Here is a 26,389-nt window from a genome sequence, read left to right on the forward strand (position 1 = left end):
TGGAGCGCGCCGGACCGCACGCCCGGCACGGGTGCCGGGCGGTCGGCGCGGCGGCGGGCGGATCACATGTAGAGACCGCCGTTGATGTCGATGACGCTTCCCGTGGAGTAGCCCGCGCCTTCCGAACACAGGTGCAGGACGCTGCCCGCGGCCTCGGCGATCGTGCCGTAGCGCCCCATGGGCAGCCGGCCGAGCACCGCCTTCTTCGACGTCTCGTCGCGGCGTTCGAAGGCGCCGGCGACCCGCTCGGTGGCGATCGGCCCGTGGGCGACGACGTTCACCACCACGCCGCTGCCGGCCAGTTCGTACGCCATCTGCTTGGTCATGCCGATGACGGCCGCCTTGGCACCGACGTAGGCGGCGTTGTTGAAGTGGCTGTACGTACGGCCGCCGGCGGAGGCGAAGTTGACGATGCGGCCATAGCCGTCCCGGGCCATCCGCGGCGCGCACACCTTGATCGCGATCCAGGTACTGACCACGTTCTCCAGGTAGGTCTGGTCGAAGTGCGTCTGTTCGAGGTCCGCGTAGCCGATGACGCGGGTGTCCCCGCCCACGCCGTTGACCAGGATGGACGGTGCGTGCCGCTCGACGATCCCGGTCAGCTGCCGCTCGGCGGCGGGGATGTCGGTGATGTCGCCGACGACCGCCTCGGTCTTGGTGAGCCGGCCCAGTTCGTCGGCGAGGCGGATGACCGAGGATTCGTCCCGGTCGAAGAGGACGAGTGAGTGGCCCTCTTTCGCCAGTCCCCTGGCCACCTCGGTGAGAATTCCACCGGCAGCGCCGATCAGGAGCGCGGTGCGTGCGGTCACTTTGCTGTTCACCTGGCTTTTCTGAGTCGTCGGTGGTCCTGTGCGGACAGGGCCGTTGCGGTGGAAACTCAGCAGATCATCACACCGATCGCGCACATACGTCGGACCAGTCCGCAGCCGAAGAATGGGCCGGACCGGCGATTTTCGGCCACTGTGCATGCAGCAGCCAGCCAGGGATGAGATCAGCCCCAGCGCTTCGTCTCAGACAATCACACCCCTCACTAACTCCTGTCAACGCACCGTGGTGATTGTTCAAGAACCGGCAACATGCCGGGAAGGTGCCAACGGATGCGTGGAGCAGGCTTGCCAAAAGGGTTGCAGGTCGGTAATGCTTGCCTGCGGCTGGGGCTGGAGTGACGCGAGGTAGGTCCCCCGGCACGCTTTCGCACGCCCTTGCGGGTAAACCGCGCAGCAATGTTGCACCGCGCCACCGGAATGCCACACGTCATGCCATCGGGGCCGACCTGACTGAAAGCGCCTCGTGTCCAGCGGCGTCCGGCGCGGCACCGGAGGCCGGAAGTCGACGCAGAACAGGGGTAGGAACGCCATGGATCCAGTCCGGGCCGCGACCGCCCTCGCCGCCTGCCGACCGTCCCACGCACGCCTTGTGCACCGCCCGCCGTCCCTGTGTCATGGTCCCGGTCCGGGAGGACGCACCTCCCACCGGCCGTGAGCGCCGCGACCGGTCGTCGTACCGCGCGGGGCGGCACGGAGTCGGATCGATCACCGGATGGGCGGCCCATGGACACCGAATCCCCCTGGCGGATACCGGATTTCCGCACCCTGTTCACCGCGTCGGCCTTCAGTCAGCTCGGCACCAACATCAGCTATGTCGCGGTGCCGCTGGTGGCCGTGGTCGCGCTGGACGCCGGCCCCGGCCAGGTGGGCGCGCTCGCCGCGCTCAGCACCGTGGCGTTCCTGGTCATCGGCCTGCCGGCCGGCGCGTGGGTGGACCGGCTCAGCCACCGGCGGGTGCTGATCGCCGCGGACCTGAGCCGGGCGCTGCTGTTCGCCAGCGTGCCGCTGGCCTGGGGACTGGACGCGCTCACTTTGCGGCAGCTCTACGCGGTGGTGGTGCTGAACGGCTGCGCCACCGTCTTCTTCGACGTCAGTTCGCAGAGCGTGCTGCCCCGGCTGGTCGGGCCCCAGGAGCTGGTGCGGGCCAACGCCGACCTCAACACCCTGATCTCGGTGGGCAATATCGCCGGTCGCGGCGCGGGCGGCGGTCTCGTCGCGCTGCTGACCGCGCCGGCGGCCGTACTCGTCACCGTCGGTACCTATCTGGCCTCCGCGCTCCGGCTCGTCGGACTGCGGCCCACGCCGGTGCCGGCGCCGCGCGCCGCCTCGGCGCCGCCGCTGCGGGCCCAGATCGGCGAGGGCCTGCGGCACGTCTTCGGCAACAAGGAACTGCGGGCGCTGGCCCTCACCGCCGCCCTCGGGAACCTGGGCTCCGCGGTCATCAACACCATGCTGCCGATCTGGTTCGTCCGGCAGCTCGGCTACAGCGGCGGTGTGCTGGGGCTGTTCTGGGCGTTCGGCGGCGCGGGACTGCTGGTCGGCGCCCGCTGCGCCCGGCCGGTCGCCGCGCGGCTGGGCTACGGCCGCACCCTCGGCATCGCCGGGCTCTGTCTGGCCCCCTCGGGGCTGCTGGTGCCGCTGGTCGGCCACGGGGGCTGGCTGGTCCTGGCCGGCGCGGGCTGGTTCCTGGCCATGTTCAAGGTCGGCATGGACAACGTGCTCGGGGTGAGTCTGCGCCAGCGGATGACCCCGCCGTCGCTGCTCGGCCGGATGAACGCCACCTTCAGGTTCCTGCTGACCGGGGCGCTCGCGGTCGGCGCCGCGGTGTCGGGCACGCTCGGTGAGCTGATCGGCATTCACGCCACCCTGTGGGTGGGCGGGATATTCGTCTCCACCGCCTTTCTGCCGGTCTTCCTGTCCCCGGTACGGGCCCGGTACGAACTGCCGCCGCAGCGCGGGAACGATCTGCCGCCGGCCCCGCGGATCACCGAGGAATTGAGGGAGACCTGATCGTCCGGACCGATTCCGGTACCCCGCACGAGCAGCCGCCCCGTCCTGCCTCCGGGCCCGTACGCAAATGGATTTCACCATGTCCTGGAAAAAGCACCGGATCCGATGTCGAGAACGTACGTATTCCACCGCGCGCCGCTGATCTTCGACGGCGCGCGGAAGATCGATACCGCGCCGGCCACCGATCCGGCTCGTCGGCATCCAGCGGGATCCCGCGAATTCGACGAAGCGAGCGGTATCGGGTGCTCTCCGATCCCGACCTGAGCGAGGAGTGCGAAGATGGCAGCCATTGACAGCAGCTCACGCACAGAAGAGATCGCCGATCTCGCGAATCCCCGCGAGACGATGCGGGCTCTGCCCCGGTTCACGCAATATCCGCTCACCTTCCTCACCGGAAAGCCGCTGGCCGGGCAGTCGCCGCTGCCCTGGTGGACACCGACCTTCCACCTGGTGTCCGCGCTGGTGTCCATGGCCGTGGGTGTCACGGTCAGCTCCGTCGGGCTGGCGCTCGGCGGGGCCCTGGCACTGCTCCTGCTGCCCGGCTGGGCCGTCACCCTGCACGGCATGCGCAATCTGCGGATGATGGTCTTCCACCAGTGCTCGCACCGGAACATGTACCGCAGGCGCCGGCTGGACACGGCGATCGGCCGGGCCACCGCCGCCCTGCTGGTGATCCAGAACTTCGAGCGCTACAGCCGCGAGCACGTCAGCGACCACCACGCCGTCCACCACATGACGCTGCGGGACCCGACCGTCCAGGCGATGCTGATCAGCCTGGAGTTACGTCCGGGCATGACCCGCCGGCGGATGTGGCGGATCATGCTGCGCAAGCTCGTCTCACCGCGGTTCCACCTCAACTTCGCGGTGGCCCGCACCCGTTCGTTCTGGCACGAGTCGGCCCGCGCCGAGCGGGCCGGCGCCGTCACGCTGTACGCCGCCGCCGTGGGCGCCACGGTCGCCACCGGTACCTGGGCGGCGCTGCTGCTCGTCTGGTTCGTACCGCTGTTCCCGCTGTTCCAGGTGAGCAACACGCTGCGGCTGTGCGTGAAGCACACCTTCCCCGATCCGGACCTGAGCGTGCGCCGCGGCAAGGAGTACTTCAACAGCCTCACCAACGCCATATTCATCGGCGAGGCGGCGCCCACCGCCGACCTGCCGCCGCTGCGGCGGCTGGCCGCCTGGTCCCGGTGGGGCGTACGCACACTGCTGGTGCACGTCCCCTCGCGCTATCTGGTGCTCACCGGGGACACCGTGGTCCACGACTTCCACCACCGACACCCCGCGGCCCCCCGCTGGGCGGACTACATCTTCGAGCGGCAGCTGGACGCCGACCGGAGCGGGTCCGGCCCGTCGGCCTACCACCACGCGTGGGGACTGGTGGCCGCGATCAACCTGGTCTTCGACTCGCTGTCCGCCGCCGACCCGGTGGAGTACGACATCGCGCGCCTGCGCGAGGTGAGCAGGCGGGAGCTGTTCGCCGCCTTCGACGACTGATCCGGCGCCCGCCGCCCACCACCGTCACACCGTCCCTTCCACCTGCTCTCGGGGGTCACCATGCGGCACGACAACGACCACGGCACCCGTACCGTCATCCTCGGTGTGGCCGCCAGCGACAGCCACGTCGTGGCCAACCAGCTCATCGCCCTCGGGCTGCGCGCCCAGGGCTGGCACGTCGTCAACCTCGGCGCCTGCACCTCGGTCGCCGAGTTCGCCGCCGCGTACGCGGACCACCCGCGGGCCGAGGCCGTCGTCATCGGCAGCCTCAACGGCCACGCCTACGAGGACCTCCGGGACCTGCCCGCCGTTCGGGCCGACGGCCTGCTGGACTGCCCGGTGGTCCTCGGCGGCAACCTCTCGGTGGGCAGCTACAAGGACTCCGCCGACCTGGAGCGGCTCTACGCGCTCGGCGTCGACGTGATCATGTCCGACCCGGAGGCGCTGCCGGCCACGCTGGACGGGCTGCGGGCGCGTACCACGACCGCCGGCGCCTCATGACGGGCGCCGCGCTGCCCGCCGCCGACCTGCCCTCGTTCGCGGAGTCGGTGGCGTACGTGCGCGCCCTGGGCAAACCGAGCGCCGCCGACGTGCTGCGCGCCGCCGAGGCGGCCGGGCGCGTCGCGCTGCAACCACGCTGCGGTGTCGGCTCGCACGCCCAGATGATGACGCTGCTCCAGGACCTGGAACAGCACGCGAGGCCGGACGTGCTGACCCTCACCATCGACTCGCACACCCGGCTGAAGCGGTTCGACCAGGCGCGCGCCGCGCTGGAGCGCAACCCGGCCGACCTCAACGGCTATCCGCTGGTCACCCACGGGTGGCGCCGCGGACGGGAACTCAACGAGGCGGTGTCGGCGCCGCTGGAGGTACGGCACGGCTCCCCCGACGCGCGGCTGCTGTTCACGACCTCGGTGGCCGCCGGTATCACCTCCTTCGAGGGCGGCGGTATCTCGTACAACCTCCCCTACTCCAAGGCCGTCCCGCTCAGCGAGTCGCTGGCCGCCTGGCGGGAGGTCGACGCGATGTGCGGGGACCTGGCCGGGCGCGGCCTGGTCATCGACCGCGAGCTGTTCGGCACGCTGACCGCCGTGCTCGTACCGCCGTCCGTCTCGCTGGCGGTCAGCGTGCTGGAGGCGGTGGCGGCGGCCCGCGAGGGCGTGCGCTGCGTGTCGGTGGCGTATCCGCAGGGCGGCCACTTCGAGCAGGACGTGGCCGCCCTGCGCGCGATCCCCGCGCTTGCCGCCCGCTATCTGCCCGCCGACGTCGAAGTGCACGCCGTCCTGCACGAGTTCATGGGGGTCTTCCCCAGGGAGCGGTCCAACGCGGAGGACCTCATCCTCTACGGCGCGCTGGTCGCCCGGCTCGGCGGCGCCGCCAAACTGATCACCAAGACCTACCAGGAGGCGTACGGCATCCCCGACACCCGGGCCGGCATCGACGGGCTGCTGCTGGCCTCGCGGGCCAACTCCCCGCTGCTGGGCTTCATCAAGGTCGACGAGGAGCGTGTCGGGTGGGAGCTGGAGTGGATCCTCCGGGAGGTGGCGGAGATCGTGGAGCCGGTGCTCTGCGCCGCCGACCTGTACCAGGAGATCGTGGCCGCCTTCCAGGAGGGCAGGCTGGACATCCCTTTCAGTGCCAGCCGCTACGCCCGCTCGGAGGTCGTCCCGCGCCGGGCGGCCGACGGCGCCATCCGCTACCACGCCGCCGGATCGCTGCCGTTCTCCGCCGGCACCCGCCGCCACAACGAGCGCAGCCTCGCCGCGGACGGCGGCCCGCGCGGCGGCGACCTGCTGAAGGGGCTCACCGCGGACATCAACTATTTTCTGCATGAGTTCGGCGAGAGCCCCGCCGCACCCTCATGAGAGACCGCGAGTCCACCGCCCCGCCGCACGCCGACGGGGCGGGCACGCTCCAGGAGTGGGAGAAGACCATGCAGTCCATCCGCGTCGCCAGGCCCGGCGGAGCAGCCGAACTCCGGTACACCGAGACCGCGACGCCGGTGCCGGCCGAGGGCCAGGTGCTGGTGCGCAACGCCGCCGTCGGCGTCAACTTCACCGATGTCTACTACCGCGACGGCACCTACCCCCTCCAGGCCCCCTTCACCCCGGGCCAGGAGGCGGCCGGCGTGGTCGCGGCCGTCGGCGCCGGGGTGACCGGGTTCGCGCCGGGGGCACCGGTGGCGTACGCCACCCAGCTGGGCGCGTACGCCGAGTACACGCTGGCCGAACAGGACCGGCTGATCCCGCTCCCGGACGGCGTCGATCCGGTGCTGGCCGCGACCGTCACGCTGCAGGGACTGGCCGCGTACTACCTCACCCACCAGACGCACCCGGTCGCCGAGGGCGAGACCGTGGTGGTGCTCGCCGCGGCGGGCGGCCTCGGCTCGCTGCTGGTCCAGCTGGCGGCGGCCCGCGGCGCCACCGTGATCGCCGTCGCCTCCACCGCCGAGAAGGAGAAGACCGCCCGCGCGGCCGGGGCCCGGCACACCCTCGGCTACGACGGCTTCGACGAGGCGGTGCTGGAACTGACCGGCGGGCGTGGGGCGCGGGTGGTGTACGACTCGGTGGGCGCCCCGACCTACCGGGCCAGTCTGCGCAGCCTCGGCCGCCGGGGCCTGCTCGCGCTGTGCGGGGCCTCCGGCGGCGCCGTGGCGTCGGTGGACGTCGAGACCCTGCGCGGGGGCTCGCTCTTCGTGACCCGGCCCGCGATGAAGGACTACCTGTACGACGCCGCGACGCTGCGGACCGCGGGCAGCGCGGTCTTCCGCCACCTGGCGGACGGCGTCCTCAGGCCGCATGTGCACGCGGAGCTGCCGCTGCGGGACGCCGAGCAGGCGCACCGGCTGCTGGAGAGCCGGGCCACGACCGGCAAGCTCCTGCTCATCCCGTGAGCCGGCGGCCCGGCCCGCCCCCGCTCTCACCCCCGTTCCCGCCGCCGTTCCCACCTCCGCCTCCGCCTCCGCCCCGCGACCACCCGCACCACCGTCCCGTCCGCGCAAGCACCCACACCACCGTCCCGTCCGCGCAAGCACCCACACCAGCACCCCAGGAGTCCAGATGGTCGAACCGACCAGCCCCCGTCTTCTCTTCGTCGGCGGCGCCGGGGACGCCGCCCTCGCCGTCGACGTGGTCCGGACGGCCTTAGGCCAGGCCCGCAAGCGCGGCCTGCAGGTCCACCTGACCAACCAGGAGGCCACCCTCGCCGCCACCCCCGCGATCACCGCGCTCGCCGACGCCGCCTCCGCCGTCGACTTCGAGATACCCGGCGCGAGCGCCGACTGGGCCCGCGGCCGGGCCGCGGCCGGCGAGCGCTTCGACATCGTCTTCGGCGTACGGGAGATGGCGCAGGAGGCGGTCGCCGAGGCCGCCGACGCACTGGGCCTGCCCGGCAACCCACCGCAGGCCGTGCACCGGGTCCGAACCAAGGACGAGGCGCGCGCGGCACTGGCCGCCGCGGGCTTCCGCCAGCCGCGGTTCCGGGTGTGTGCGGACGAGGCCGAGGTACGCGACTTCCTCGCCCGGACCACCGGCCCCTGGGTGGTCAAGCCACGGGACGCCATGGGCAGCGAGGGCGTCACCCGGATCGACGGCCCGCAGGAGCTGGCGGCGGCGCTGGAGTTCCTGCCGGAGCGGACCGCCTTCATCGTCGAGGAGTTCGTCACCGGGCCCGAGTACAGCGCGGAGGGCGTCTTCCTCGGCGGTGCCCCGCACGTGCTCGCCGTCACCTCCAAGGAACTGCTGCCGCCGCCCAACTTCTTCGAGATCGAGTACGTCATCCCGGCGATCGTGCCCGAGGAGACCCGCGCCGAGATCGAGCGGCAGGTCGTCGCGGCCCTCGGCGTGCTCGGCCTGCGCTACGGCCAGTTCCACGTCGAACTGTGGTGGACCGAGCGGGGGGTGGTGCTCGGCGAGGTCCATGTCCGCAACGCCGGCGGCTGGATCCACCGGATGCTGGCCCATGTCATCCCCGGCCTGGAGTGGTTCGGCCTGGTGTTCGACGACGTCCTGGGCAACCCCGTGGACACCGCCGCGCTGCAGCCGGTGCGCGGCGCGGCGATCCGCTTCCTCACGCCGCCGCCGGGACGGCTGGTGGCGGTCGAGGGCTGGGAGGAGGTGGCGGCCCATCCGGCCGTCATCCACTGCGAGCTGGCGGTCCGGCCCGGCGACGTCATCGAGCCGCACCGCTCGGTGGAGAACCGGGTCGCGCTGATAGCCGTCGGCGCCGACACCCCGGAGGAGGCCCGGCGGCTGGCCCGCAAGCTGGAGGAGTCGGTGCGCTTCGTCACCGAGGCGGCGCCGCACTGAGCGGCGGGCGGCCACCGCGTGCACGACACGCGGTGGCCGCCCGGGGGCCGGCCCGCAGCGGGGCCGGCGCGAAGTGCGGCGCGGGCCGGCGCGGAGCCGGTCCGGGACGTGCGGGAGCGGGGTCAGACGTTGAAGCCGAGCGCCCGCAGCTGCTCACGGCCGTCGTCGGTGATCTTCTCCGGGCCCCACGGCGGCATCCAGACCCAATTGATCCTGAGGTCGTTGACGATGCCCTCGGTGGCGCTCTTGGCCTGCTCCTCGATGACGTCGGTCAGCGGGCAGGCCGCCGAGGTGAGCGTCATGTCGAGGGTGGCGATGTTGGTGTCGTCGATGTGGATGCCGTAGATGAGGCCGAGGTTGACCACGTCGATGCCCAGTTCGGGGTCGACGACGTCGTACAGCGCCTCGCGGAGTTCCTCTTCGGAGGCCGGCTTCACGGCGACCTCGGTGTTGTCGGTCATACGGTCTCCTTACCTGCGGTCCCGCCGGACAGCGCCTGGGCGGTCGCGTCCTTCCAGGCCATCCAGCTCAGCAGCGCGCACTTGACGCGTGCCGGGTACTTGGAGACGCCGGCGAACGCCACCGCGTCCTCCAGCACCTCCTCCATCGCGTCGTCCGGCTCGATCCGGCCGCGGGACTGCATCAGTTCCAGGAAGGTCTCCTGGATCTTCTGCGCCTCGGACACGTCCTTGCCGACCAGCAGTTCGTTGAGCACCGACGCACTGGCCTGGCTGATGGAACAGCCCTGGCCCTCGTAGGAGATGTCACCGACCACGGTGCCGTCGACCCGCACCCGCAGGGTGATCTCGTCACCGCAGGTGGGATTGACGTGGTGCACCTCGGCCTGGCCGTCGCGCAGGCCACGCCCGTGGGGGTGCTTGTAGTGGTCCAGAATCACGTCCTGGTACATCGAGTCCAGCTTCACAGCAGCACCACCATCAGCCGAAGAAGTTCCGTACCTGCTCCAGGCCCTCGACCAAGGCATCGACCTCGGCCGGGGTGGAGTACAGATAGAACGACGCCCGCGTGGTCGCGGGAATTCCGTAGCGCAGGCAGACCGGGCGGGCGCAGTGGTGCCCGACCCGTACCGCGATGCCCTGCTCGTCCAGTACCTGGCCCACGTCGTGCGGGTGGATGTCGCCGAGCGTGAAGGAGATCGCGGAGCCGCGGTCCTCACCACTGGTCGGACCGATGATCCGCAGGTCCGGGACCTCCAGCAGCCGGCTCAGCGCGTACTCGGTGATCGCGTGCTCGTGCGCGAGGACCTTGTCCATGCCCAGCTCGGTCAGGTAGTCCACGGCGGTGCCCAGGCCGATGGCCTGGGCGATCGGCGGGGTGCCGGCCTCGAACTTGTGCGGCGCGGGCGCGTAGGTGGAGGAGTGCATCGAGACGGTCTCGATCATCTCGCCGCCGCCGAGGAACGGCGGCAGGTCCTCCAGCAGCTCCTGGCGCCCCCACAGCACGCCGATGCCGGTCGGGCCGAGCATCTTGTGGCCGGTGAAGGCCACGAAGTCCGCGCCGAGCGCCTGCACGTCGAACGGCATGTGCGGCACGGCCTGCGAGGCGTCGATCAGCACCAGCGCGCCGACGTCCTGGGCGCGGCGGACGATCGCCTCGACCGGGTTGACGGTGCCGAGGATGTTGGAGACCAGCACGAAGGAGACGATCTTCGTCTTCTCGGTGATGACCTGCTCGATGTCGGACAGGTCGAGCCGGCCGTCGTCGGTGAGGCCGAACCACTTCAGCTTGGCGCCGGTGCGCTGCGAGAGCAGCTGCCACGGCACAATGTTGGAGTGGTGCTCCATCTCGGTGATGACGATCTCGGTGTCGCGGTCCACCCGGTAGGGCTCGTCGGCCCAGCCGAGCATGTTCGCCACCAGGTTCAGCGACTCCGAGGCGTTCTTGGTGAAGATCACCTCGTCGCGGCTGGGCGCGTTGATGAAGGCCGCCACCTTGTCGCGGGCGCCCTCGTACAGCGCGGTGGCCTCCTCGGCGAGGGTGTGCACGCCGCGGTGCACGTTCGCGTTGGAGCGCGTGTAGTAGTGGTTCACCGCGTCCAGCACCTGCTGCGGCTTCTGCGAGGTGGCGGCGTTGTCCAGGTAGACGAGCCGCCGGCCGTCGTGGACCAGCCGGTCCAGCACCGGGAAATCCTTGCGGATCGTCTCGGTGTCGAGGAGACCGGACAGGACCGGACGGCCCGGAGCGGGAGCGGTCACGCGGATACGCCACCCTTCACATAGGACTCGTAGCCCTCTTCCTCCAGCTTGTCGGCGAGCTCGGCGCCACCGGACTCCACGATCCGGCCGGCCGAGAAGACATGCACGAAGTCGGGCTTGATGTAGCGCAGGATGCGCGTGTAGTGGGTGATCAGCAGGGTGCCGACCGCGCCACTGGCACGGACCCGGTTGACGCCTTCGGAGACGATCCGCAGCGCGTCCACGTCGAGGCCGGAGTCGGTCTCGTCCAGGATCGCGATCTTGGGCTTGAGCAGTTCGAGCTGGAGGATCTCGTGGCGCTTCTTCTCACCGCCGGAGAAGCCCTCGTTGACGTTGCGCTCGGCGAAGGCGGCGTCCATGTGGAGCTGTTCCATCGTCTCGCGGACCTCCTTCACCCAGGTCCGCAGCTTGGGGGCCTCGCCGCGGACGGCTGTGGCGGAGGTGCGCAGGAAGTTGGAGACCGACACGCCGGGGATCTCCACCGGGTACTGCATGGCGAGGAAGACGCCGGCGCGGGCCCGCTCGTCGACCGTCATGGCCAGCACGTCCTCGCCGTCGAGGGTGACGCTGCCGCCGGTGACGGTGTACTTGGGGTGCCCGGCCAGCGAGTAGGCCAGGGTGGACTTGCCGGAGCCGTTGGGACCCATGATGGCGTGGGTCTCGCCCTGCTTCACGGTCAGGTCGACGCCCTTCAGGATCTCCTTGGTGGAGTTGTCGGCGTCGACGGTGACGTGCAGGTCGTGGATTTCAAGCGTTGCCATGGGTACCTCAGGACTCCTGGGTGACGGAGACGAGCACGTCGTCCCCAACGATCTTGACGGGGTATACGGGAACCGGCCGGGTGGCGGGCAGTCCGGAGGGGTCGCCGGTGCGCAGGTCGAAGCTGGAGCCGTGCAGCCAGCACTCGATCCGGCAGTCCTCGACCTCGCCCTCGGACAGCGAGACGTTGGCGTGCGAGCAGACGTCGCTGATGGCGAACACCTGGCCCCCGGTGCGGACCACCGAGACGGCCACGCCTCCGAGTTCGACCCGGTGCGGCGCGTCGTCCGCCAGCTCCGCCAGCCCGCAGGCGCGGACGAAGGACGTCCCGGCGCTCTGCTCCGCGGCGGGCATCAGACGGACGCCTTCAGCTCGGTGTCGATCTTCGCCATCAGGCGTTCCTCCAGGTCCGGCAGGCCGATCTGCTGGACCAGCTCGCCGAAGAAGCCGCGGACCACCAGGCGGCGGGCCTCGTCGGCGGGGATGCCGCGGGACTGCAGGTAGAACAGCTGCTCGTCCTCGAAGCGGCCGGTGGCCGAGGCGTGGCCGGCGCCGACGATCTCGCCGGTCTCGATCTCCAGGTTGGGCACCGAGTCGACCCGGGCGCCGTCGGTGAGGACGAGGTTCCGGTTGAGCTCGTAGGTGTCGGTGCCCTCGGCCGCGGCCCTGATCAGCACGTCGCCGATCCACACCGCGTGCGCGCCCTGGCCTTGCAGCGCGCCCTTGTAGGCGACGTTGGAGCGGCAGTGCGGGGTGTCGTGGTCGATGAAGAGCCGGTGCTCCTGGTGCTGGCCCTGGTCGGTGAAGTACAGGCCGAAGAGCTCGGCCTCGCCGCCGGGCCCGCCGTAGACCACTCGGGGGTGGAGCCGTACCAGGTCGCCGCCGAAGGTGACGACCACGGACTTGAACCTGGCGTCGCGGCCGACCAGCGCGGTGTGCTGGGCCACGTGCACCGCGGTGCCGTCCCAGTCCTGCACGGAGACCACGGTGAGCTTGGCGCCGTCCCCGATCAGGTACTCGACGTTGGCGGCGGCGACGGCGTCCCCGGTGTGGTCCAGGACCACCACGGCCTCGCTGAAGGCGCCCACCTCGACGACCTGGTGGCCGTAGAAGGTGCCGCCCTCGCCGTGCACCGCGATCCGGATCGGCTCGGCGAGCACGGTGTCCTTGGCGACGGTGACCACCGACGCCTTCTCGAAGGAGCTGTAGGCCTGGGCGGCCACCCGGTCGACGGGCTTGCCCGCCCTGCCGAGCCGGGGGTCGTCCCGGTCCACGGTCTCCACCGTGACGCCCTCGGGCGCGGTCACCTCGGTCCGCGGGGTGCCGGTGGCCTCGGCGGTGCCGTCGTGCAGACCGCGCAGCCGCTCCAGCGGAGTGAAGCGCCACTCCTCCTCGCGGCCGGTGGGCACCGGGAAGTCGGCCACGTCGTAGGACGCGGCCGGACCGACCCGGGCATCGGTGGGCTGGGCCACCGGCTGCCCCACCGTGATCGCACCGTCGGTGGTGCTGCCCGCAGGGGTGTTCTCAGCCATGGTGTGTCGAACTGCTCGCTTTCTGGATGTACGTCGTCGCGGGTCGTGGGGAGCGTGGCGCGGTGGGGCGGCGCGGTCGGGGGACCGGCGGGTCAGCCCACCGAGCCTTCCATCTGGAGCTCGATCAGCCGGTTGAGCTCCAGCGCGTACTCCATCGGCAGTTCCTTGGCGATCGGCTCGACGAAGCCGCGGACGATCATCGCCATCGCCTCGAACTCGGTCATGCCCCGGCTCATCAGGTAGAAGAGCTGGTCGTCGGAGACCTTGGAGACGGTCGCCTCGTGGCCCATCGACACGTCGTCCTCGCGGACGTCCACGTAGGGGTAGGTGTCGGAGCGGGAGATCGTGTCGACCAGCAGCGCGTCGCACAGCACGTTGGACTTCGCGCCGTGCGAACCCTCGCCGATCTCGATCAGACCGCGGTACGAGGTCCGGCCGCCGCCGCGCGCCACCGACTTGGAGACGATGTTCGACGACGTGTTGGGCGCCATGTGCACCATCTTGGCGCCGGCGTCCTGGTGCTGGCCCTCGCCGGCGAAGGCGATGGACAGCGTCTCGCCCTTGGCGTGCTCGCCCATCAGGTAGACGGCCGGGTACTTCATGGTGACCTTGGAGCCGATGTTGCCGTCGACCCACTCCATGGTCGCGCCCTCGTACGCCACGGCACGCTTGGTGACCAGGTTGTAGACGTTGTTCGACCAGTTCTGGATGGTCGTGTAACGGCAGCGGCCACCCTTCTTGACGATGATCTCGACGACCGCGGAGTGCAGCGAGTCCGACTTGTAGACCGGCGCGGTACAGCCCTCGACGTAGTGGACGTAGGCGTCCTCGTCGACGATGATCAGCGTCCGCTCGAACTGGCCCATGTTCTCGGTGTTGATCCGGAAGTACGCCTGGAGCGGGATCTCCACGTGCACGCCCTTGGGCACGTAGATGAAGGAGCCGCCGGACCACACCGCGGTGTTCAGCGCGGCGAACTTGTTGTCGCCGGCCGGGATGACGGTGCCGAAGTACTCCTGGAACAGCTCCGGGTGCTCGCGCAGCGCGGTGTCGGTGTCCTGGAAGATGACGCCCTGCTCCTCCAGGTCCTCGCGGATCTGGTGGTAGACGACCTCGGACTCGTACTGGGCGGCGACACCGGCGACCAGGCGCTGCTTCTCCGCCTCGGGGATGCCCAGCCGGTCGTAGGTCCTGCGGATGTCCTCGGGCAGGTCCTCCCAGGACTCGGCCTGCTTCTCGGTGGACCGCACGAAGTACTTGATGTTGTCGAAGTCGATGCCGGTCAGGTCGGAGCCCCAGGTCGGCATGGGCTTCCTGCCGAACAGACGCAGGCCCTTCAGCCGCATCCTCAGCATCCACTCCGGCTCGGACTTCTTCGCGGAGATGTCGCGGACGACCTCCTCGGAGAGGCCGCGCTTGGCGGCGGCGCCGGCGGCGTCGGAGTCGGCCCAGCCGTACTCGTACGTGCCGATGCCCTCGAGCTCCGGGTGAGTGGTCTCCGTGGGAGCAGTCATGCGGGGTTCCTCCCGGACGTGCTGGCAGATGCGTGGTCTGAGGGTGCCGGGTCGGCCGGGGCCGGGTCGGCGGGTGCTGAAGGTGCCGAAGAAGGTGCTGCGGGCACCGCGGGTGCCGCGGACGCCGGTGATGCCGGCTGCGGGACCTGCGGGATGAACGTGGTGCACACCCCGTCGCCGTGGGCGATGGTGGCCAGCCGCTGGACGTGGGTCCCGAGCAGGGTGGAGAAGAACTCGGCCTCCGCCTCGCACAGCTGCGGGAACTGCTCGGCGGTGTGGGCCACCGGGCAGTGGTGCTGGCAGAGCTGCTCCCCGGCCGGAGCCGGGGGCCCGCCCGGCCGGGGCTGGGGGGACGGAGCGCTGCGCGCGCTGGCAGCGTACCCGTCCTCGGACAGCGCCTGGGCCAGCGCCTTGGCGCGGTCCTGGGGCGCCGCCGCCGCCACCGCCGCGCGGTACCGCTCGGCCTGGGCGGCGACCCGGGCGCGGGCGAACGCGGAGACCGCGGCCTCCCCGGCCGCGCCGCCGCCGGCCGCCTCGGCGATCCAGCGCAGGGCGTCGGCGGCCAGCTTGTCGTATCCCTGGTCGAAGGCGTCCCGGCCGCAGTCGGTGAGCGCGAAGACCTTGGCCGGGCGGCCGCGGCCGCGGCTGCCGTAGACCCGCTGGTCGCGGGCCTCCACCAGGTCCTCGGCCGCCAGTGCTTCGAGGTGCCGCCGGACGGCGGCCTGGGTCAGTCCGAGCCGCTCGGCGAGGTCGGCCGCGGTGGAAGGTCCGTGGTCCAGGATGGACCGGACGACCCGGGTGCGGGTACGCCGCTCCCCTGTCGTCTGCTCCTCCGCCGCCCCTTGGGCAGCATCACCTACGAATTCCACAACCTCATTGTTGCGTAATTCCGTCGGGAGCAGCAAGCGACACTGATCGCAAAGACGGTGTGCTGCGTCACTTAGGGTTACCTAACCTGAGGCGGATTCCGCCCTGCCGCCACCGCGACGGTAGCCGCTCCCTAGACTCGACCGCATGCGCATCGAGCCCGCGGTCGAGGTGACCGGTCTGGTCAAACGGTACGGGCCCAAGACCGCGGTCGCCGGCCTCGACCTGGCCGTCGCCCGCGGCGGGGTCACCGCGGTGCTCGGTCCGAACGGCGCCGGCAAGACCACCGCCGTCGAGATCTGCGAGGGCTACCGGCGCGCCGACGCCGGCACGGTCCGCGTTCTCGGGCTCGACCCGGCGGCGCAGGGCGGGCGTCTGCGCCCCCGGATCGGGGTGATGCTCCAGTCGGGGGGCGTGTACCCGGGCGCCCGCGCGGAGGAGATGCTGCGGCACACCGCGTCGCTGCACGCCGACCCGGTGGACCCCGCGCTGCTGATCGAACGGCTCGGCCTGGAGTCCTGCGGGCGGACCCCCTACCGCCGGCTCTCCGGCGGCCAGCAGCAGCGGCTCGCGCTGGCCATGGCCGTGGTCGGCCGCCCCGAGCTGGTCTTCCTGGACGAGCCGACCGCCGGCCTGGACCCGCAGGCCCGGCACGCCACCTGGGACCTGGTGCGGGAGCTGCGCGCCGACGGCGTCACGGTCGTCCTCACCACCCATTTCATGGACGAGGCCGAGCAGCTGGCCGACCAGGTGGTGATCATCGACTCCGGCCGGGCGATCGCCGCCGGCACCCCGGAGGAGCTGTGCCGCGGCGGCGCCGAGAACACCCTGCGCTTCTCCGGCCGCCCGGGGCTCGACCTGGCCTCCCTGCTCAAGGCGCTGCCCGCCGACACCGTCGCGGTCGAGCCGTCCCAGGGCAGCTACCGGATCGAGGGCAAGGTCGACCCCCAGCTGCTCGCCACCGTCACCTCCTGGTGCGCCCAGCACGGCGTCATGCCGGACCGTCTCGCGGTGGAGCGCCGCACGCTTGAGGACGTCTTCTTGGAGCTGACCGGCAGGGAGCTACGGCTATGAGTACCGAGACCGCGTACGCCGACGGGGCCTTCGCGCCCAGGCCGGGCGCCGCGCCGCTGGGCCGGATGATCCGGGCGCAGGCACTGCTGGAGACCAGACTGCTGCTGCGCAACGGCGAGCAGCTGCTGCTGACCGTGGTGATCCCGGCGCTGCTGCTGGTGCTCTTCAGCGCGGTCGACATCGTGGACACCGGCCGGGGCAGGTCGGTGGACTTCCTCACCCCGGGCGTCCTCGCGCTGGCCGTGCTGTCCACCGCCTTCACCGGCCAGGCCATCGCCACCGGCTTTGAGCGCCGCTACGGCGTGCTCAAGCGGCTGGCCGCCTCGCCGCTGCCGCGCTGGGCGCTGATGACCGCCAAGACCTGCGCGGTGCTGGTTACCGAGGTCCTCCAGGTCGCGCTGCTGGTCGCGCTCGCCTTCGCGCTGGGCTGGTCCCCGCACGGCGACCCCTTCGCGGTGGTCCTGCTGCTCCTGCTGGGCACCGCCGCCTTCTCCGGGCTGGGGCTGCTGATGGCCGGCACCCTGCGGGCGGAGGCCACGCTGGCCGCTGCAAACCTGGTCTTCCTGCTGCTGCTGGTCGGCGGGGGCGTCCTGGTGCCGATGGACAGGTTCTCCGGCGGTGTCCGGTCGGTCCTCCGGCTGCTGCCGATCTCGGCGCTCTCCGACGGGCTGCGGGACGTCCTCCAGCACGGCGCCGGGACGCCGTGGGCCGACCTGGCGATCCTCGCCGTGTGGGCGGTGCTCGGGCTGGCCGCCGCCGCCCGCTTCTTCCGCTGGGAGTGAGCCGCCGCGGGCGGGCCTGCGGCGGGGGAGCACGCCCGCCCAGGGGAGCCGCCACCGCACACCCTCGTGAAACCGTGCACAAGCGGGCCGCCTACCATGGTGCCGTGCCGAAGCTGCCCGATATCGCGCGAAACCCGCTCGCCTTCGTCGCCGCCCGGTGGACCCCCGCCCCGGCGACGGTCCGCAGAGCAACGCTGTCCGCCCTGGTCATGTCGGTGGTCATCGTGGTCACCGGCGGCGCGGTACGGCTGACCGGCTCGGGCCTGGGCTGCCCCACCGCCCCGCGCTGCGTCGGCGACAGCTGGGTGCCGACCGGGGCGATGGGCGTGCACGGCGCCATCGAGTTCGGCAACCGGATGCTGACGTACGTGCTGTGCGCCGCCGTCGGCTGGGCGATCGTCGCGGTGCGGTCGCAGAAGCCGTACCGGCGCGGCCTGACCCGGCTGGGCTGGGCCCAGTTCTGGTTGGTCGTCGCCAACGCGGTGCTCGGCGCCTTCACCGTGCTCACCGGCCTGAACCCGTACACGGTGTGCGTGCACTTCCTGCTGGCCTTCGCACTGATCGTGATCGCCGTGCTGATGTGGCAGCGGACCGCGGAGGGCGACGCCCCGCCCAGGCCGCTGGTCGGCAAGCCGGTGCGGCAGCTCGGCGCGGTGCTGACCGCCGCGACGGTGGCGCTGATCGCGGCGGGCACCGTGGTCACCGGGGCCGGGCCGCACGCGGGCGACTCCAGCGACGTGCACCGCATCCCGGTCGACTGGAAGTCCGTCGCCCAACTGCACGCCGACCTGGCCTGGGTGGTCGTGGCGCTGACCGTCGCGCTGTGGTTCGTCCTGCGGGCGGTGGACGCCCCCGCCGGGCCGCGGCAGCGGGTACGCGACCTGTTCCTGGTGCTGATGTCGCAGGGGGTCATCGGCTACGTCCAGTACTTCACACACCTGCCCGAGGCGGTCGTCGGCCTGCACATGTTCGGCGCCTGCCTGGTGTGGGTGTCCACGCTGCGGGTCCTGCTGTCCTTCCGGGAACGCCCGCTGACCGGGCCGGGCGACCCGGGGCCGGGGGCGCCGTCGGAGGCGCAGGAGGCGGCGGGGCCGGCGGTCGGGGAGCCGCGGGTCCGGGAAACGGCCGCGGCAGGCGGCCGGGAGGGGGCGCGCGCCGCCCGCACCGGCGAGAGCGGCGACCCGCTGCCCGTCCGCCGCTGACCCCTCCCCCGCGCCGGCCCCCGTTCGCCGGGCCGGTCCGGCGCCGCGGTCCGGCGCGGTCCGACGTGGCGCGGCTGACGCGGCGTGATCCGGCGCGGCGTGACGCGGTTCCCACGGCGCGGGCGGCCGTCAGGTGTTCGCCGGCCCGCCGACCTGGATCCCGGCCATCCGGCTCCATTCGTAACGGCCGGTCCGCATCCTGGCGGCGAAGTCCCCGCCCAGCTCGTCGTGCACGGTGACGCCGGCCCGCGCGGTCGCCGCCTGCGCCAGCGCGTACGTGGGGGCGACCAGGTCCCCCCAGGCGCCGTCCTCGGCGACCAGGACGATGCGCGCGCCGCGCCGGCCGATGTACGCGATGCCGGCCTCCGCGCCGCCGTGCGACCTGGCGAAGGCGCCGATCTGCTTGGCCAGCCGGGCGGCCCGCCGCTCCGCCCGCGCGTCGGCCCGGGAACCGGGCCTGTCTTCCGGAGTGCTCTCAGAGGTGTCTGCCATGCTCCGATGCTACCCACCGGTAATCCACCGGAAGCACCCACCCCGCGCCGGGGCCCGCCGTGTGGATCTCCGCGGACGGCGCGGCGGGGTCCGGCGCGCCGCGGCTGCGAGGCCGGGGGGGGAGGGGAGGGAGGCGGCATGGTGTGTCGCCGACCGGCGGGAACGCGGCAGGCGTGCGTACCGGGGTCCGCGACGCCGCGCAGATCCGCGGGGCAGGCCCTAGCGCAGGAACGGGTCGATCGCGACCGCGACGAACAGCAGGGTCGCGTAGGTGATCGACCAGTGGAACAGCCGCATCTCCTTGAGCTTCGCGCCCGTCACCCCGGCCCTGGCGCGGGCGTGCAGCCCGTGCGCCTCCTTCAGCCAGAGGCCGCCGAGCACCACGGCCACCAGCGGGTAGAACCAGGAGGTCTCGCCGAGCGGCCACCACAGGGCCAGCGAGGTGATCACCATCACCCAGCTGTAGAGCACGATCTGCCGCGCCACCACCTGGTTGCCCGCGACGACCGGCAGCATCGGCACGCCCACCCGCGCGTAGTCCTCCTTGACCTTCATCGACAGCGGCCAGTAGTGCGGCGGCGTCCAGAAGAAGAGGACCAGGAACAGCACGAACGGCGCCCAGCCCAGCTGGTCACGGACCGCTGCCCACCCGATGAAGACCTGAAGGCAGCCGGCCACCCCGCCCCACACGATGTTCTGCGCGGTACGGCGCTTGAGGCCGAGGGTGTAGACGAAGACGTAGTAGAGGATCGCGGTCAGCGACAGGATCGCCGACAGCGGGTTGACCAGCGCCCAGAACCACACGGTGGACACCACCGAGAGCGTGACGCCGAAGACCAGCCCCTCGCGCGGCGAGACCAGCCCGGTCACCAGTGGACGCTGCTCCGTACGGTGCATCAGCGCGTCGATGTCGCGGTCGATGTACATGTTGAGCGCGTTGGCGCCGCCCGCCGACAGGTAGCCGCCGCCCACGGTCGCCAGTACCAGCCACAGGTCGGGCACGCCGCCAGCCGCCAGGAACATCACCGGGACGGTCGTGATGAGCAGCAGCTCGATGATGCGCGGCTTGGTCAGCGCCACGAACCCCATGACCCGCGCCGCGAACGGCCGATGGCCCGGGCCCGCCCCGAGGACCCCTGCGGGTCGGGTTTCGACGGCCGTCACGAACACCCCAAAAAGAGCTCAGTCCAGCAAGTGCCGGCCGCGGGCAGGACACCGCCGGAGCCGGGGAGGGCTTGCGCTTACCACGCCACTCTAGACGCAGGGAATAGCCGACTTTCTCCCGGGGGTCGTCCGTGTTCGCCGCCGTCCGCGGCCCTCCGGCGCTCCGTCGGCGGCGGGTTCGCCGACCGTTCACGACGTTCGGGAGGCGAAGACCGCGGCACCGGGGCAGGATCGAAAAGGTGCACGCCCACGGCGGTAGGCTCGGCGGCGTCGGGTAGGCATCTGTCACCGGCGCTTTCAACATGTGGAGAGGAGCCCTGACCCAGGGTGAGCAAGCAGCCGACCACCACAGACCTTGAGTGGACCGATCTGGACAAGCGGGCCGTTGACACCGCCCGGGTTCTGGCCATGGATTCCGTGCAGAAGGTCGGCAACGGCCATCCCGGAACGGCCATGAGCCTGGCACCCGCAGCATACGTGCTCTTCCAGAAGATCCTGCGGCACGACCCGTCGGACCCCGACTGGGTGGGCCGCGACCGCTTCGTGCTCTCCGCCGGACATTCCAGCCTGACCCTGTACACGCAGCTCTACTTCGCCGGGTACGGCCTGGAGTTGGCGGACCTGGAGGCGTTCCGCACCTGGGGTTCCAGGACCCCCGGGCACCCCGAGCACGGCCTGACCCCCGGTGTGGAGACCACCACGGGACCGCTGGGCCAGGGTGTCGCCAACGCGGTGGGCATGGCGATGGCGTCCCGGTACGAGCGCGGCCTGTTCGACCCGGACGCACCGGCCGGCACCTCGCCCTTCGACCACACCATCTGGGCCATCGCCGGCGACGGCTGCCTCCAGGAGGGCATCTCCGCGGAGGCGTCCTCGCTGGCCGGCCACCAGAAGCTCGGCAACCTGGTGCTGCTGTGGGACGACAACCACATCTCCATCGAGGGCGACACCGAGACCGCCGTCTCCGAGGACACCCTCAAGCGGTACGAGGCGTACGGCTGGCACGTCCAGCGGGTGCAGCCGCTGGAGAACGGCGACCTGGACCCCGAGGCGCTGTACGCGGCGCTGAAGGCGGCGCAGGCCGAGACCGGCCGCCCGTCCTTCATCGCGGCCCGCTCGATCATCGCCTGGCCGGCCCCGCACGCGCAGAACACCGGCGCCGCGCACGGCTCGGCGCTGGGCGAGGAGGAGGTGCGGGCCACCAAGGAGGTGCTCGGCTTCGACCCGGACCGGCACTTCGAGGTGGCCGACGAGGTGATCGCGCACACCCGGGCGGCGCTGGACCGCGGGCGCGCGGCGCGCGCCGCGTGGGAGGAGACGTTCGCCGCCTGGCGCGGCGCCAATCCCGAGCAGGCCGCGACCTACGAGCGGATCGCCGCGGCCGAACTGCCCAAGGGCTGGGAGGACCGGCTGCCGGCCTTCGAGGCGGGCACGTCGCTGGCCACCCGCGCCGCTTCGGGCAAGGTACTGGAGGCGCTCGCCGGGGTCATCCCCGAGCTGTGGGGCGGCTCGGCCGACCTGGCCGGGTCCAACAACACCACGATCGACAAGAACTCCTCGTTCCTGCCCGCGGACAACCCGCTGCCGGGCGCGCAGCCCTACGGCCGCACCATCCACTTCGGCATCCGCGAGCACGCGATGGGCGCCGAGCTGAACGGCATCACCCTGCACGGCAACACCCGTGTCTACGGCGGTACGTTCCTGGTCTTCTCCGACTACATGCGCAACGCGGTGCGGCTGGCCGCGCTGATGCACCTGCCGGTGACGTACGTCTGGACGCACGACTCGATCGGCGTCGGCGAGGACGGCCCGACCCACCAGCCGGTGGAGCACCTGGCCTCGCTGCGCGCCATCCCGGGGCTGAACGTGGTCCGCCCGGCCGACGCCAACGAGACCAGCGTCGCCTGGCGGGAGATCCTGCGGCGCTGGACGAAGGCGCCCGGCGAGGGCCACCCGCACGCCCTGGCGCTGACCCGCCAGGGTGTCCCGACGTACCAGCGCAACGAGGACGCCGGGCGCGGCGGGTACGTGCTGCTGGAGGCCGAGGGCGGCCCGGCACGGGTGATCCTGCTGGGCACCGGCTCCGAGGTCCAGCTGGCGGTCGACGCCCGCGAGCAGCTGCAGGCGGCCGGCGTGCCGACCCGGGTGGTGTCCGTGCCCTGCGTCGAGTGGTTCGACGAGCAGGACCAGGCGTACCGGGACAGCGTGCTGCCGCCGTCGGTGAAGGCGCGGGTCGCGGTCGAGGCCGGGATCGCGCTGACCTGGTACCGCTTCGTGGGCGACGCGGGACGCATCGTCAGCCTGGAGCACTACGGTGCCTCCGCGGACGCCAAGGTGCTGTTCCGCGAGTTCGGCCTCACCGCGGACGCGGTGGCCGCCGCCGCCAGGGAATCTCTCGAAGCCGCAGATCGCTGACGCAGGTATACGACAAGTAGGAGATGCAATCCCATGACAGACGCACTCAAGCGCCTCTCCGACGAAGGCGTCGCGATCTGGCTGGACGACCTGTCGCGCAAGCGCATCACGTCCGGCAACCTGGCCGAACTCATCGACCAGCAGCACGTGGTGGGGGTCACCACCAACCCGACGATCTTCCAGAAGGCGATCTCCCAGGGCGACGGATACGACAGCCAGGTCTCCGACCTGGCCGCCCGGGAGGTCACCGTCGAGGAAGCCATCCGGATGATCACCACCGCCGACGTCCGCGACGCCGCCGACATCCTGCGGCCGGTCTTCGACGCCACCGACGGCCAGGACGGCCGGGTGTCGATCGAGGTCGACCCGCGGCTGGCGCACAACACCAAGGCGACCACCGCCGAGGCCAAGCAGCTGGCCTGGCTGGTGGACCGCCCCAACACGCTGATCAAGATCCCGGCCACCAAGGCGGGCCTGCCCGCGATCACCGAGACCATCGGCCGGGGCATCAGCGTGAACGTCACCCTGATCTTCTCCCTGGAGCGCTACGGCGCGGTCATGGACGCCTATCTGAGCGGCCTGGAGAAGGCCAAGGCAGCCGGCCTGGACCTGTCCGAGATCCACTCCGTCGCGTCGTTCTTCGTGTCCCGGGTGGACACCGAGGTCGACAGGCGGCTGGAGAAGATCGGCTCGCCGGAGGCCAGGGCGCTCAAGGGCAAGGCCGCCGTCGCCAACGCCCGGCTGGCCTACGAGGCCTACGAGACGGTCTTCGGCTCCGACCGCTGGGCCGCCCTGGAGAAGGCCGGCGCCAACAAGCAGCGCCCGCTGTGGGCCTCCACCGGCGTCAAGGACCCGGCGTACCCGGACACCCTGTACGTCACCGAGCTGGTCGCCCCCAACACCGTGAACACCATGCCGGAGGCGACGCTGGACGCCACCGCGGATCACGGTGAGATCACCGGCGACACCGTACGCGCCCACTACGCGCAGGCCAGGGCGGACCTGGACGCGCTGGCGGCGGTCGGCGTGTCGTACGACGACGTGGTGCAGGTGCTCGAGGACGAGGGCGTGCAGAAGTTCGAGCAGGCGTGGAACGAGCTGCTGGACTCCACCAAGGCGGAACTCGAACGGCTCGCCCAGTCCTCGGAGGCATGAGGTGACGACCGAGAGCACGGAGACCCCGGCGCGGCCGGTCAACCCGCTGCGCGACCCGCTCGACCGGCGGCTGCCGCGGATCGCCGGCCCGTCCGGGCTGGTCATCTTCGGCGTCACCGGCGACCTGTCCCGCAAGAAGCTGATGCCGGCGGTGTACGACCTGGCCAACCGCGGCCTGCTGCCGCCGGGCTTCGCGCTGGTCGGCTTCGCCCGCCGCAGCTGGGAGAACGAGGACTTCGCCCAGGAGGTCCACGACGCGGTCAAGGAGCACGCCCGCACCCCCTTCCGCGAGGAGGTGTGGCAGCAGCTGGCCGAGGGCGTCCGCTTCGTACAGGGTGACTTCGACGACGACACCGCGTTCGGGACGCTGAAGTCGACCATCGACGAGCTGGACAAGGCGCGCGGTACCGGCGGCAACTTCGCCTTCTACCTGTCGGTGCCGCCGAAGTTCTTCCCGAACGTGGTGCAGCAGCTGAAAAAGCACGGCCTGTCCGACGGCCGGGCCGACTCCTGGCGGCGTGCCGTCATCGAGAAGCCCTTCGGCCACGACCTGGCGAGCGCGCAGATACTCAACCGGGTCGTGCACGAGGTGTTCCCTCCCAACGAGGTCTTCCGGATCGACCACTACCTGGGCAAGGAGACCGTCCAGAACATCCTGGCGCTCCGCTTCGCCAACACCATGTACGAGCCGATCTGGAACCGCTCGTACGTGGACCACGTGCAGATCACCATGGCCGAGGACATCGGCATCGGCGGCCGGGCCGGGTACTACGACGGCATCGGCGCCGCCCGGGACGTGATCCAGAACCACCTGCTGCAGCTGCTGGCGCTGACCGCGATGGAGGAGCCCGGCTCCTTCCACCCCAAGGCGCTCACCGCGGAGAAGCTGAAGGTGCTCGGCGCGATCGTGCTGCCGGACGACCTCGGCAAGTACACCGTGCGGGCCCAGTACGGGCACGCCTGGCAGGGCGGCGAGGAGGTGCTCGGGTACCTGGAGGAGGACGGCATCGACCCCAAGTCCAAGACCGACACCTACGCGGCCGTGAAACTGGAGATCAACAACCGCCGCTGGGCGGGTGTGCCGTTCTACCTGCGCACCGGAAAACGGCTGGGCCGCCGGGTCACCGAGATCGCGGTGGTCTTCAAGCGGGCCCCGTACCTGCCCTTCGAGTCCGGCGCCACCGAGGAGCTCGGCGAGAACGCGCTGGTCATCCGGGTGCAGCCGGACGAGGGCGTCACCGTGCGGTTCGGCTCCAAGGTGCCCGGCACCTCCACGGAGGTCCGGGACGTCAGCATGGACTTCGCGTACGGCGAGTCCTTCACCGAGTCCAGCCCGGAGGCGTACGAGCGGCTCATCCTCGATGTGCTGCTGGGCGACGCCAACCTCTTCCCGCGCCACCAGGAGGTCGAGCTGTCCTGGACCATCCTGGACCCGATCGAGCGGTACTGGGACAAGCACGGCAGGCCGGCGCAGTACGCGTCCGGCACCTGGGGTCCGGCCGAAGCCGACGAGATGCTCGCACGAGACGGCAGGAGCTGGCGCCGCCCATGAAGATCGATCTGACCGACACGACGTCCTCCCGGATCAACGCCGCGCTGATCCGGGCGCGGCGGGCCATCGGCACCCCGGCCGTCGGGATGGTGCTGACCCTGGTCGTCGTCACCGACGAGGGCAGTGCCTACGACGCGCTGAAGGCGGCCGGCGACGCGTCCCGTGAGCACCCGTCGCGGATCATCGCCGTCATCAAGCGCCCCGGCCGCTCGCCGCGGGACCGGGCCAGCGCGCGACTGGACGCCGAGGTGCTGGTGGGCGCCGACGCGGGCACCGGCGAGACGGTGATCCTGCGGATGCACGGCGAGCTCGCCAGCCACGCCGAGTCGGTGGTGCTGCCGCTGCTGCTGCCGGACGCCCCCGTCGTTTTGTGGTGGCCGGAGGCCGGGCCGCCCAACCCATCGATCGACCCGCTGGGCCGGCTCGGACAGCGCAGGATCACCGACGCCGCCTCGGCCGAGGATCCGGTGGGGGCGATCGGCACCCGCGCGGACACCTACGCGCCGGGCGACACCGACCTGGCCTGGACCCGGATCACCCCGTGGCGTTCGATGCTGGCGGCCGCCCTGGACCAGAAGCACTCCGCGATCACCGCGGCGACCGTCGAGGGCGAGGCGTACAACCCGAGCTCGGAGCTGCTGGCGCTGTGGCTGGCCGACCGGCTCGGGGTCGCGGTGGACCGCAAGGTCACCGACGGGCCGGGCATCACCGCGGTCCGGCTCTACACCGCGGACGGCGACATCTGCCTGGACCGCCCGGACGGACGGCTGGCGCTGCTGGCGGTCCCCGGGCAGCCCGACCGGCATGTGGCGCTCAAGCGGCGGGAGACCTCCGAGCTGCTCGCCGAGGAGCTGCGCCGGCTGGACCCCGACGACATATACCGGACCACGGTGGCCTTCGCGGTCAAGCACCTGATCGGCGACCCGGGCAAGGGCGACCACGTCGAGGCGCCCGCCCCGGCCAAGAAGGCGTCGCCCGCCGAGAAGACGTCCCCCGCCGAGAAGAAGGCGGCGTCGGCCAAGTGAGT

At 71.6% G+C, this 26,389-nt stretch carries 24 protein-coding genes; 13 read left to right on the top strand and 11 right to left on the bottom strand.

Going from position 1 to position 26,389, the window contains the following annotated elements; genetic code table 11:
* Positions 1-62: 62 nt before the first annotated feature.
* Positions 63-821, bottom strand: coding sequence for an SDR family NAD(P)-dependent oxidoreductase (locus tag RLT57_RS05315; RefSeq protein ID WP_311296199.1), 759 nt, complete (start codon positions 819-821; stop codon positions 63-65).
* A 729-nt stretch (positions 822-1,550) separates the two neighbouring features.
* On the opposite strand from RLT57_RS05315, the gene RLT57_RS05320 reads away from it, so the two are divergent.
* From RLT57_RS05320 to RLT57_RS05345, 6 genes are all read left to right on the top strand, one after another.
* Positions 1,551-2,837 (top strand): MFS transporter, encoded by a 1,287-nt coding sequence (locus RLT57_RS05320; protein ID WP_311296200.1) that lies wholly within the window; start codon positions 1,551-1,553, stop codon positions 2,835-2,837.
* Positions 2,838-3,116: 279 nt separating this feature from the next.
* Positions 3,117-4,331 (top strand): fatty acid desaturase, encoded by a 1,215-nt coding sequence (locus RLT57_RS05325; RefSeq protein ID WP_311296201.1) that lies wholly within the window; start codon positions 3,117-3,119, stop codon positions 4,329-4,331.
* 60 nt (positions 4,332-4,391) lie between these two features.
* Positions 4,392-4,832, top strand: coding sequence for a cobalamin-dependent protein (locus RLT57_RS05330; protein WP_311296202.1), 441 nt, complete (start codon positions 4,392-4,394; stop codon positions 4,830-4,832).
* Positions 4,829-6,196: a methylaspartate mutase gene (locus tag RLT57_RS05335; RefSeq protein WP_311296203.1), complete on the top strand. Its 1,368-nt coding sequence runs from the start codon at positions 4,829-4,831 to the stop codon at positions 6,194-6,196. The genes RLT57_RS05330 and RLT57_RS05335 overlap by 4 nt, the downstream gene beginning before the upstream one ends.
* On the top strand, positions 6,193-7,224 hold the full coding sequence (locus tag RLT57_RS05340; protein ID WP_311296204.1) for a quinone oxidoreductase family protein: 1,032 nt from the start codon (positions 6,193-6,195) through the stop codon (positions 7,222-7,224). Before RLT57_RS05335 ends, RLT57_RS05340 begins: the two co-directional genes overlap by 4 nt.
* A gap of 166 nt (positions 7,225-7,390) precedes the next feature.
* Positions 7,391-8,638 carry an ATP-grasp domain-containing protein gene (locus RLT57_RS05345; protein ID WP_311296205.1) on the top strand — a complete coding sequence of 416 codons (1,248 nt, stop codon included), beginning with the start codon at positions 7,391-7,393 and terminating at the stop codon, positions 8,636-8,638.
* Between the two features lie 122 nt (positions 8,639-8,760).
* Here RLT57_RS05345 and RLT57_RS05350 read toward each other — a convergent pair whose 3' ends face one another.
* From RLT57_RS05350 to RLT57_RS05385, 8 genes are all read right to left on the bottom strand, one after another.
* Positions 8,761-9,099, bottom strand: coding sequence for a metal-sulfur cluster assembly factor (locus tag RLT57_RS05350; RefSeq protein WP_311296206.1), 339 nt, complete (start codon positions 9,097-9,099; stop codon positions 8,761-8,763).
* Complete coding sequence (gene sufU, locus RLT57_RS05355) at positions 9,096-9,563, bottom strand: Fe-S cluster assembly sulfur transfer protein SufU (RefSeq protein ID WP_311296207.1); 468 nt, start codon at positions 9,561-9,563, stop codon at positions 9,096-9,098. Before sufU ends, RLT57_RS05350 begins: the two co-directional genes overlap by 4 nt.
* A gap of 13 nt (positions 9,564-9,576) precedes the next feature.
* On the bottom strand, positions 9,577-10,824 hold the full coding sequence (locus RLT57_RS05360) for a cysteine desulfurase (RefSeq protein WP_311300584.1): 1,248 nt from the start codon (positions 10,822-10,824) through the stop codon (positions 9,577-9,579).
* A 26-nt stretch (positions 10,825-10,850) separates the two neighbouring features.
* Positions 10,851-11,615 carry a Fe-S cluster assembly ATPase SufC gene (sufC, locus tag RLT57_RS05365; RefSeq protein ID WP_311296208.1) on the bottom strand — a complete coding sequence of 255 codons (765 nt, stop codon included), beginning with the start codon at positions 11,613-11,615 and terminating at the stop codon, positions 10,851-10,853.
* A 7-nt stretch (positions 11,616-11,622) separates the two neighbouring features.
* The gene (locus tag RLT57_RS05370) at positions 11,623-11,967 is read right to left on the bottom strand and encodes a non-heme iron oxygenase ferredoxin subunit (RefSeq protein ID WP_311296209.1); all 345 of its coding nucleotides are present in this window, start codon (positions 11,965-11,967) and stop codon (positions 11,623-11,625) included.
* Positions 11,967-13,145 (bottom strand): Fe-S cluster assembly protein SufD, encoded by a 1,179-nt coding sequence (sufD, locus tag RLT57_RS05375; RefSeq protein ID WP_311296210.1) that lies wholly within the window; start codon positions 13,143-13,145, stop codon positions 11,967-11,969. The genes RLT57_RS05370 and sufD overlap by 1 nt, the downstream gene beginning before the upstream one ends.
* Before the next feature lie 92 nt (positions 13,146-13,237).
* A complete protein-coding gene (gene sufB / locus RLT57_RS05380) occupies positions 13,238-14,659 on the bottom strand; it encodes a Fe-S cluster assembly protein SufB (RefSeq protein WP_311296211.1) in 1,422 nt (473 codons plus the stop codon).
* Positions 14,656-15,528, bottom strand: coding sequence for a helix-turn-helix transcriptional regulator (locus tag RLT57_RS05385; protein ID WP_311296212.1), 873 nt, complete (start codon positions 15,526-15,528; stop codon positions 14,656-14,658). Before RLT57_RS05385 ends, sufB begins: the two co-directional genes overlap by 4 nt.
* A gap of 145 nt (positions 15,529-15,673) precedes the next feature.
* Here RLT57_RS05385 and RLT57_RS05390 point away from each other — a divergent pair, with 145 nt between their 5' ends.
* From RLT57_RS05390 to RLT57_RS05400, 3 genes are all read left to right on the top strand, one after another.
* Entirely contained in the window at positions 15,674-16,600 is a 927-nt protein-coding gene (locus RLT57_RS05390; RefSeq protein WP_311296213.1) for an ABC transporter ATP-binding protein, read from the top strand.
* Positions 16,597-17,382: an ABC transporter permease gene (locus RLT57_RS05395; protein WP_311296214.1), complete on the top strand. Its 786-nt coding sequence runs from the start codon at positions 16,597-16,599 to the stop codon at positions 17,380-17,382. Before RLT57_RS05390 ends, RLT57_RS05395 begins: the two co-directional genes overlap by 4 nt.
* A gap of 104 nt (positions 17,383-17,486) precedes the next feature.
* Positions 17,487-18,584, top strand: a complete 1,098-nt coding sequence (locus RLT57_RS05400) for a COX15/CtaA family protein (RefSeq protein WP_311296215.1) — start codon at positions 17,487-17,489, stop codon at positions 18,582-18,584.
* Between the two features lie 129 nt (positions 18,585-18,713).
* On the opposite strand, the gene RLT57_RS05405 is transcribed toward RLT57_RS05400, so the two are convergent.
* Both RLT57_RS05405 and RLT57_RS05410 read right to left on the bottom strand, forming a co-directional pair.
* Complete coding sequence (locus tag RLT57_RS05405) at positions 18,714-19,076, bottom strand: hypothetical protein (RefSeq protein WP_311296216.1); 363 nt, start codon at positions 19,074-19,076, stop codon at positions 18,714-18,716.
* A 219-nt stretch (positions 19,077-19,295) separates the two neighbouring features.
* The gene (locus RLT57_RS05410; RefSeq protein WP_311296217.1) at positions 19,296-20,246 is read right to left on the bottom strand and encodes a heme o synthase; all 951 of its coding nucleotides are present in this window, start codon (positions 20,244-20,246) and stop codon (positions 19,296-19,298) included.
* A gap of 321 nt (positions 20,247-20,567) precedes the next feature.
* On the opposite strand from RLT57_RS05410, the gene tkt reads away from it, so the two are divergent.
* Genes tkt through opcA form a run of 4 tightly spaced genes read left to right on the top strand, consistent with a single transcriptional unit; the run spans position 20,568 to position 26,387 of the window.
* Positions 20,568-22,655 (top strand): transketolase, encoded by a 2,088-nt coding sequence (gene tkt / locus RLT57_RS05415; protein ID WP_311296218.1) that lies wholly within the window; start codon positions 20,568-20,570, stop codon positions 22,653-22,655.
* A 33-nt stretch (positions 22,656-22,688) separates the two neighbouring features.
* A complete protein-coding gene (gene tal, locus RLT57_RS05420) occupies positions 22,689-23,810 on the top strand; it encodes a transaldolase (RefSeq protein ID WP_311296219.1) in 1,122 nt (373 codons plus the stop codon).
* Between the two features lies 1 nt (position 23,811).
* On the top strand, positions 23,812-25,362 hold the full coding sequence (gene zwf / locus RLT57_RS05425) for a glucose-6-phosphate dehydrogenase (protein WP_311296220.1): 1,551 nt from the start codon (positions 23,812-23,814) through the stop codon (positions 25,360-25,362).
* Entirely contained in the window at positions 25,359-26,387 is a 1,029-nt protein-coding gene (gene opcA, locus RLT57_RS05430) for a glucose-6-phosphate dehydrogenase assembly protein OpcA (protein ID WP_311296221.1), read from the top strand. Before zwf ends, opcA begins: the two co-directional genes overlap by 4 nt.
* The last annotated feature ends 2 nt before the right edge of the window (positions 26,388-26,389 follow it).

The sequence above is a fragment of the Streptomyces sp. ITFR-21 genome (assembly GCF_031844685.1).
In the GTDB taxonomy this organism is placed as follows: Bacteria; Actinomycetota; Actinomycetes; order Streptomycetales; family Streptomycetaceae; genus Actinacidiphila.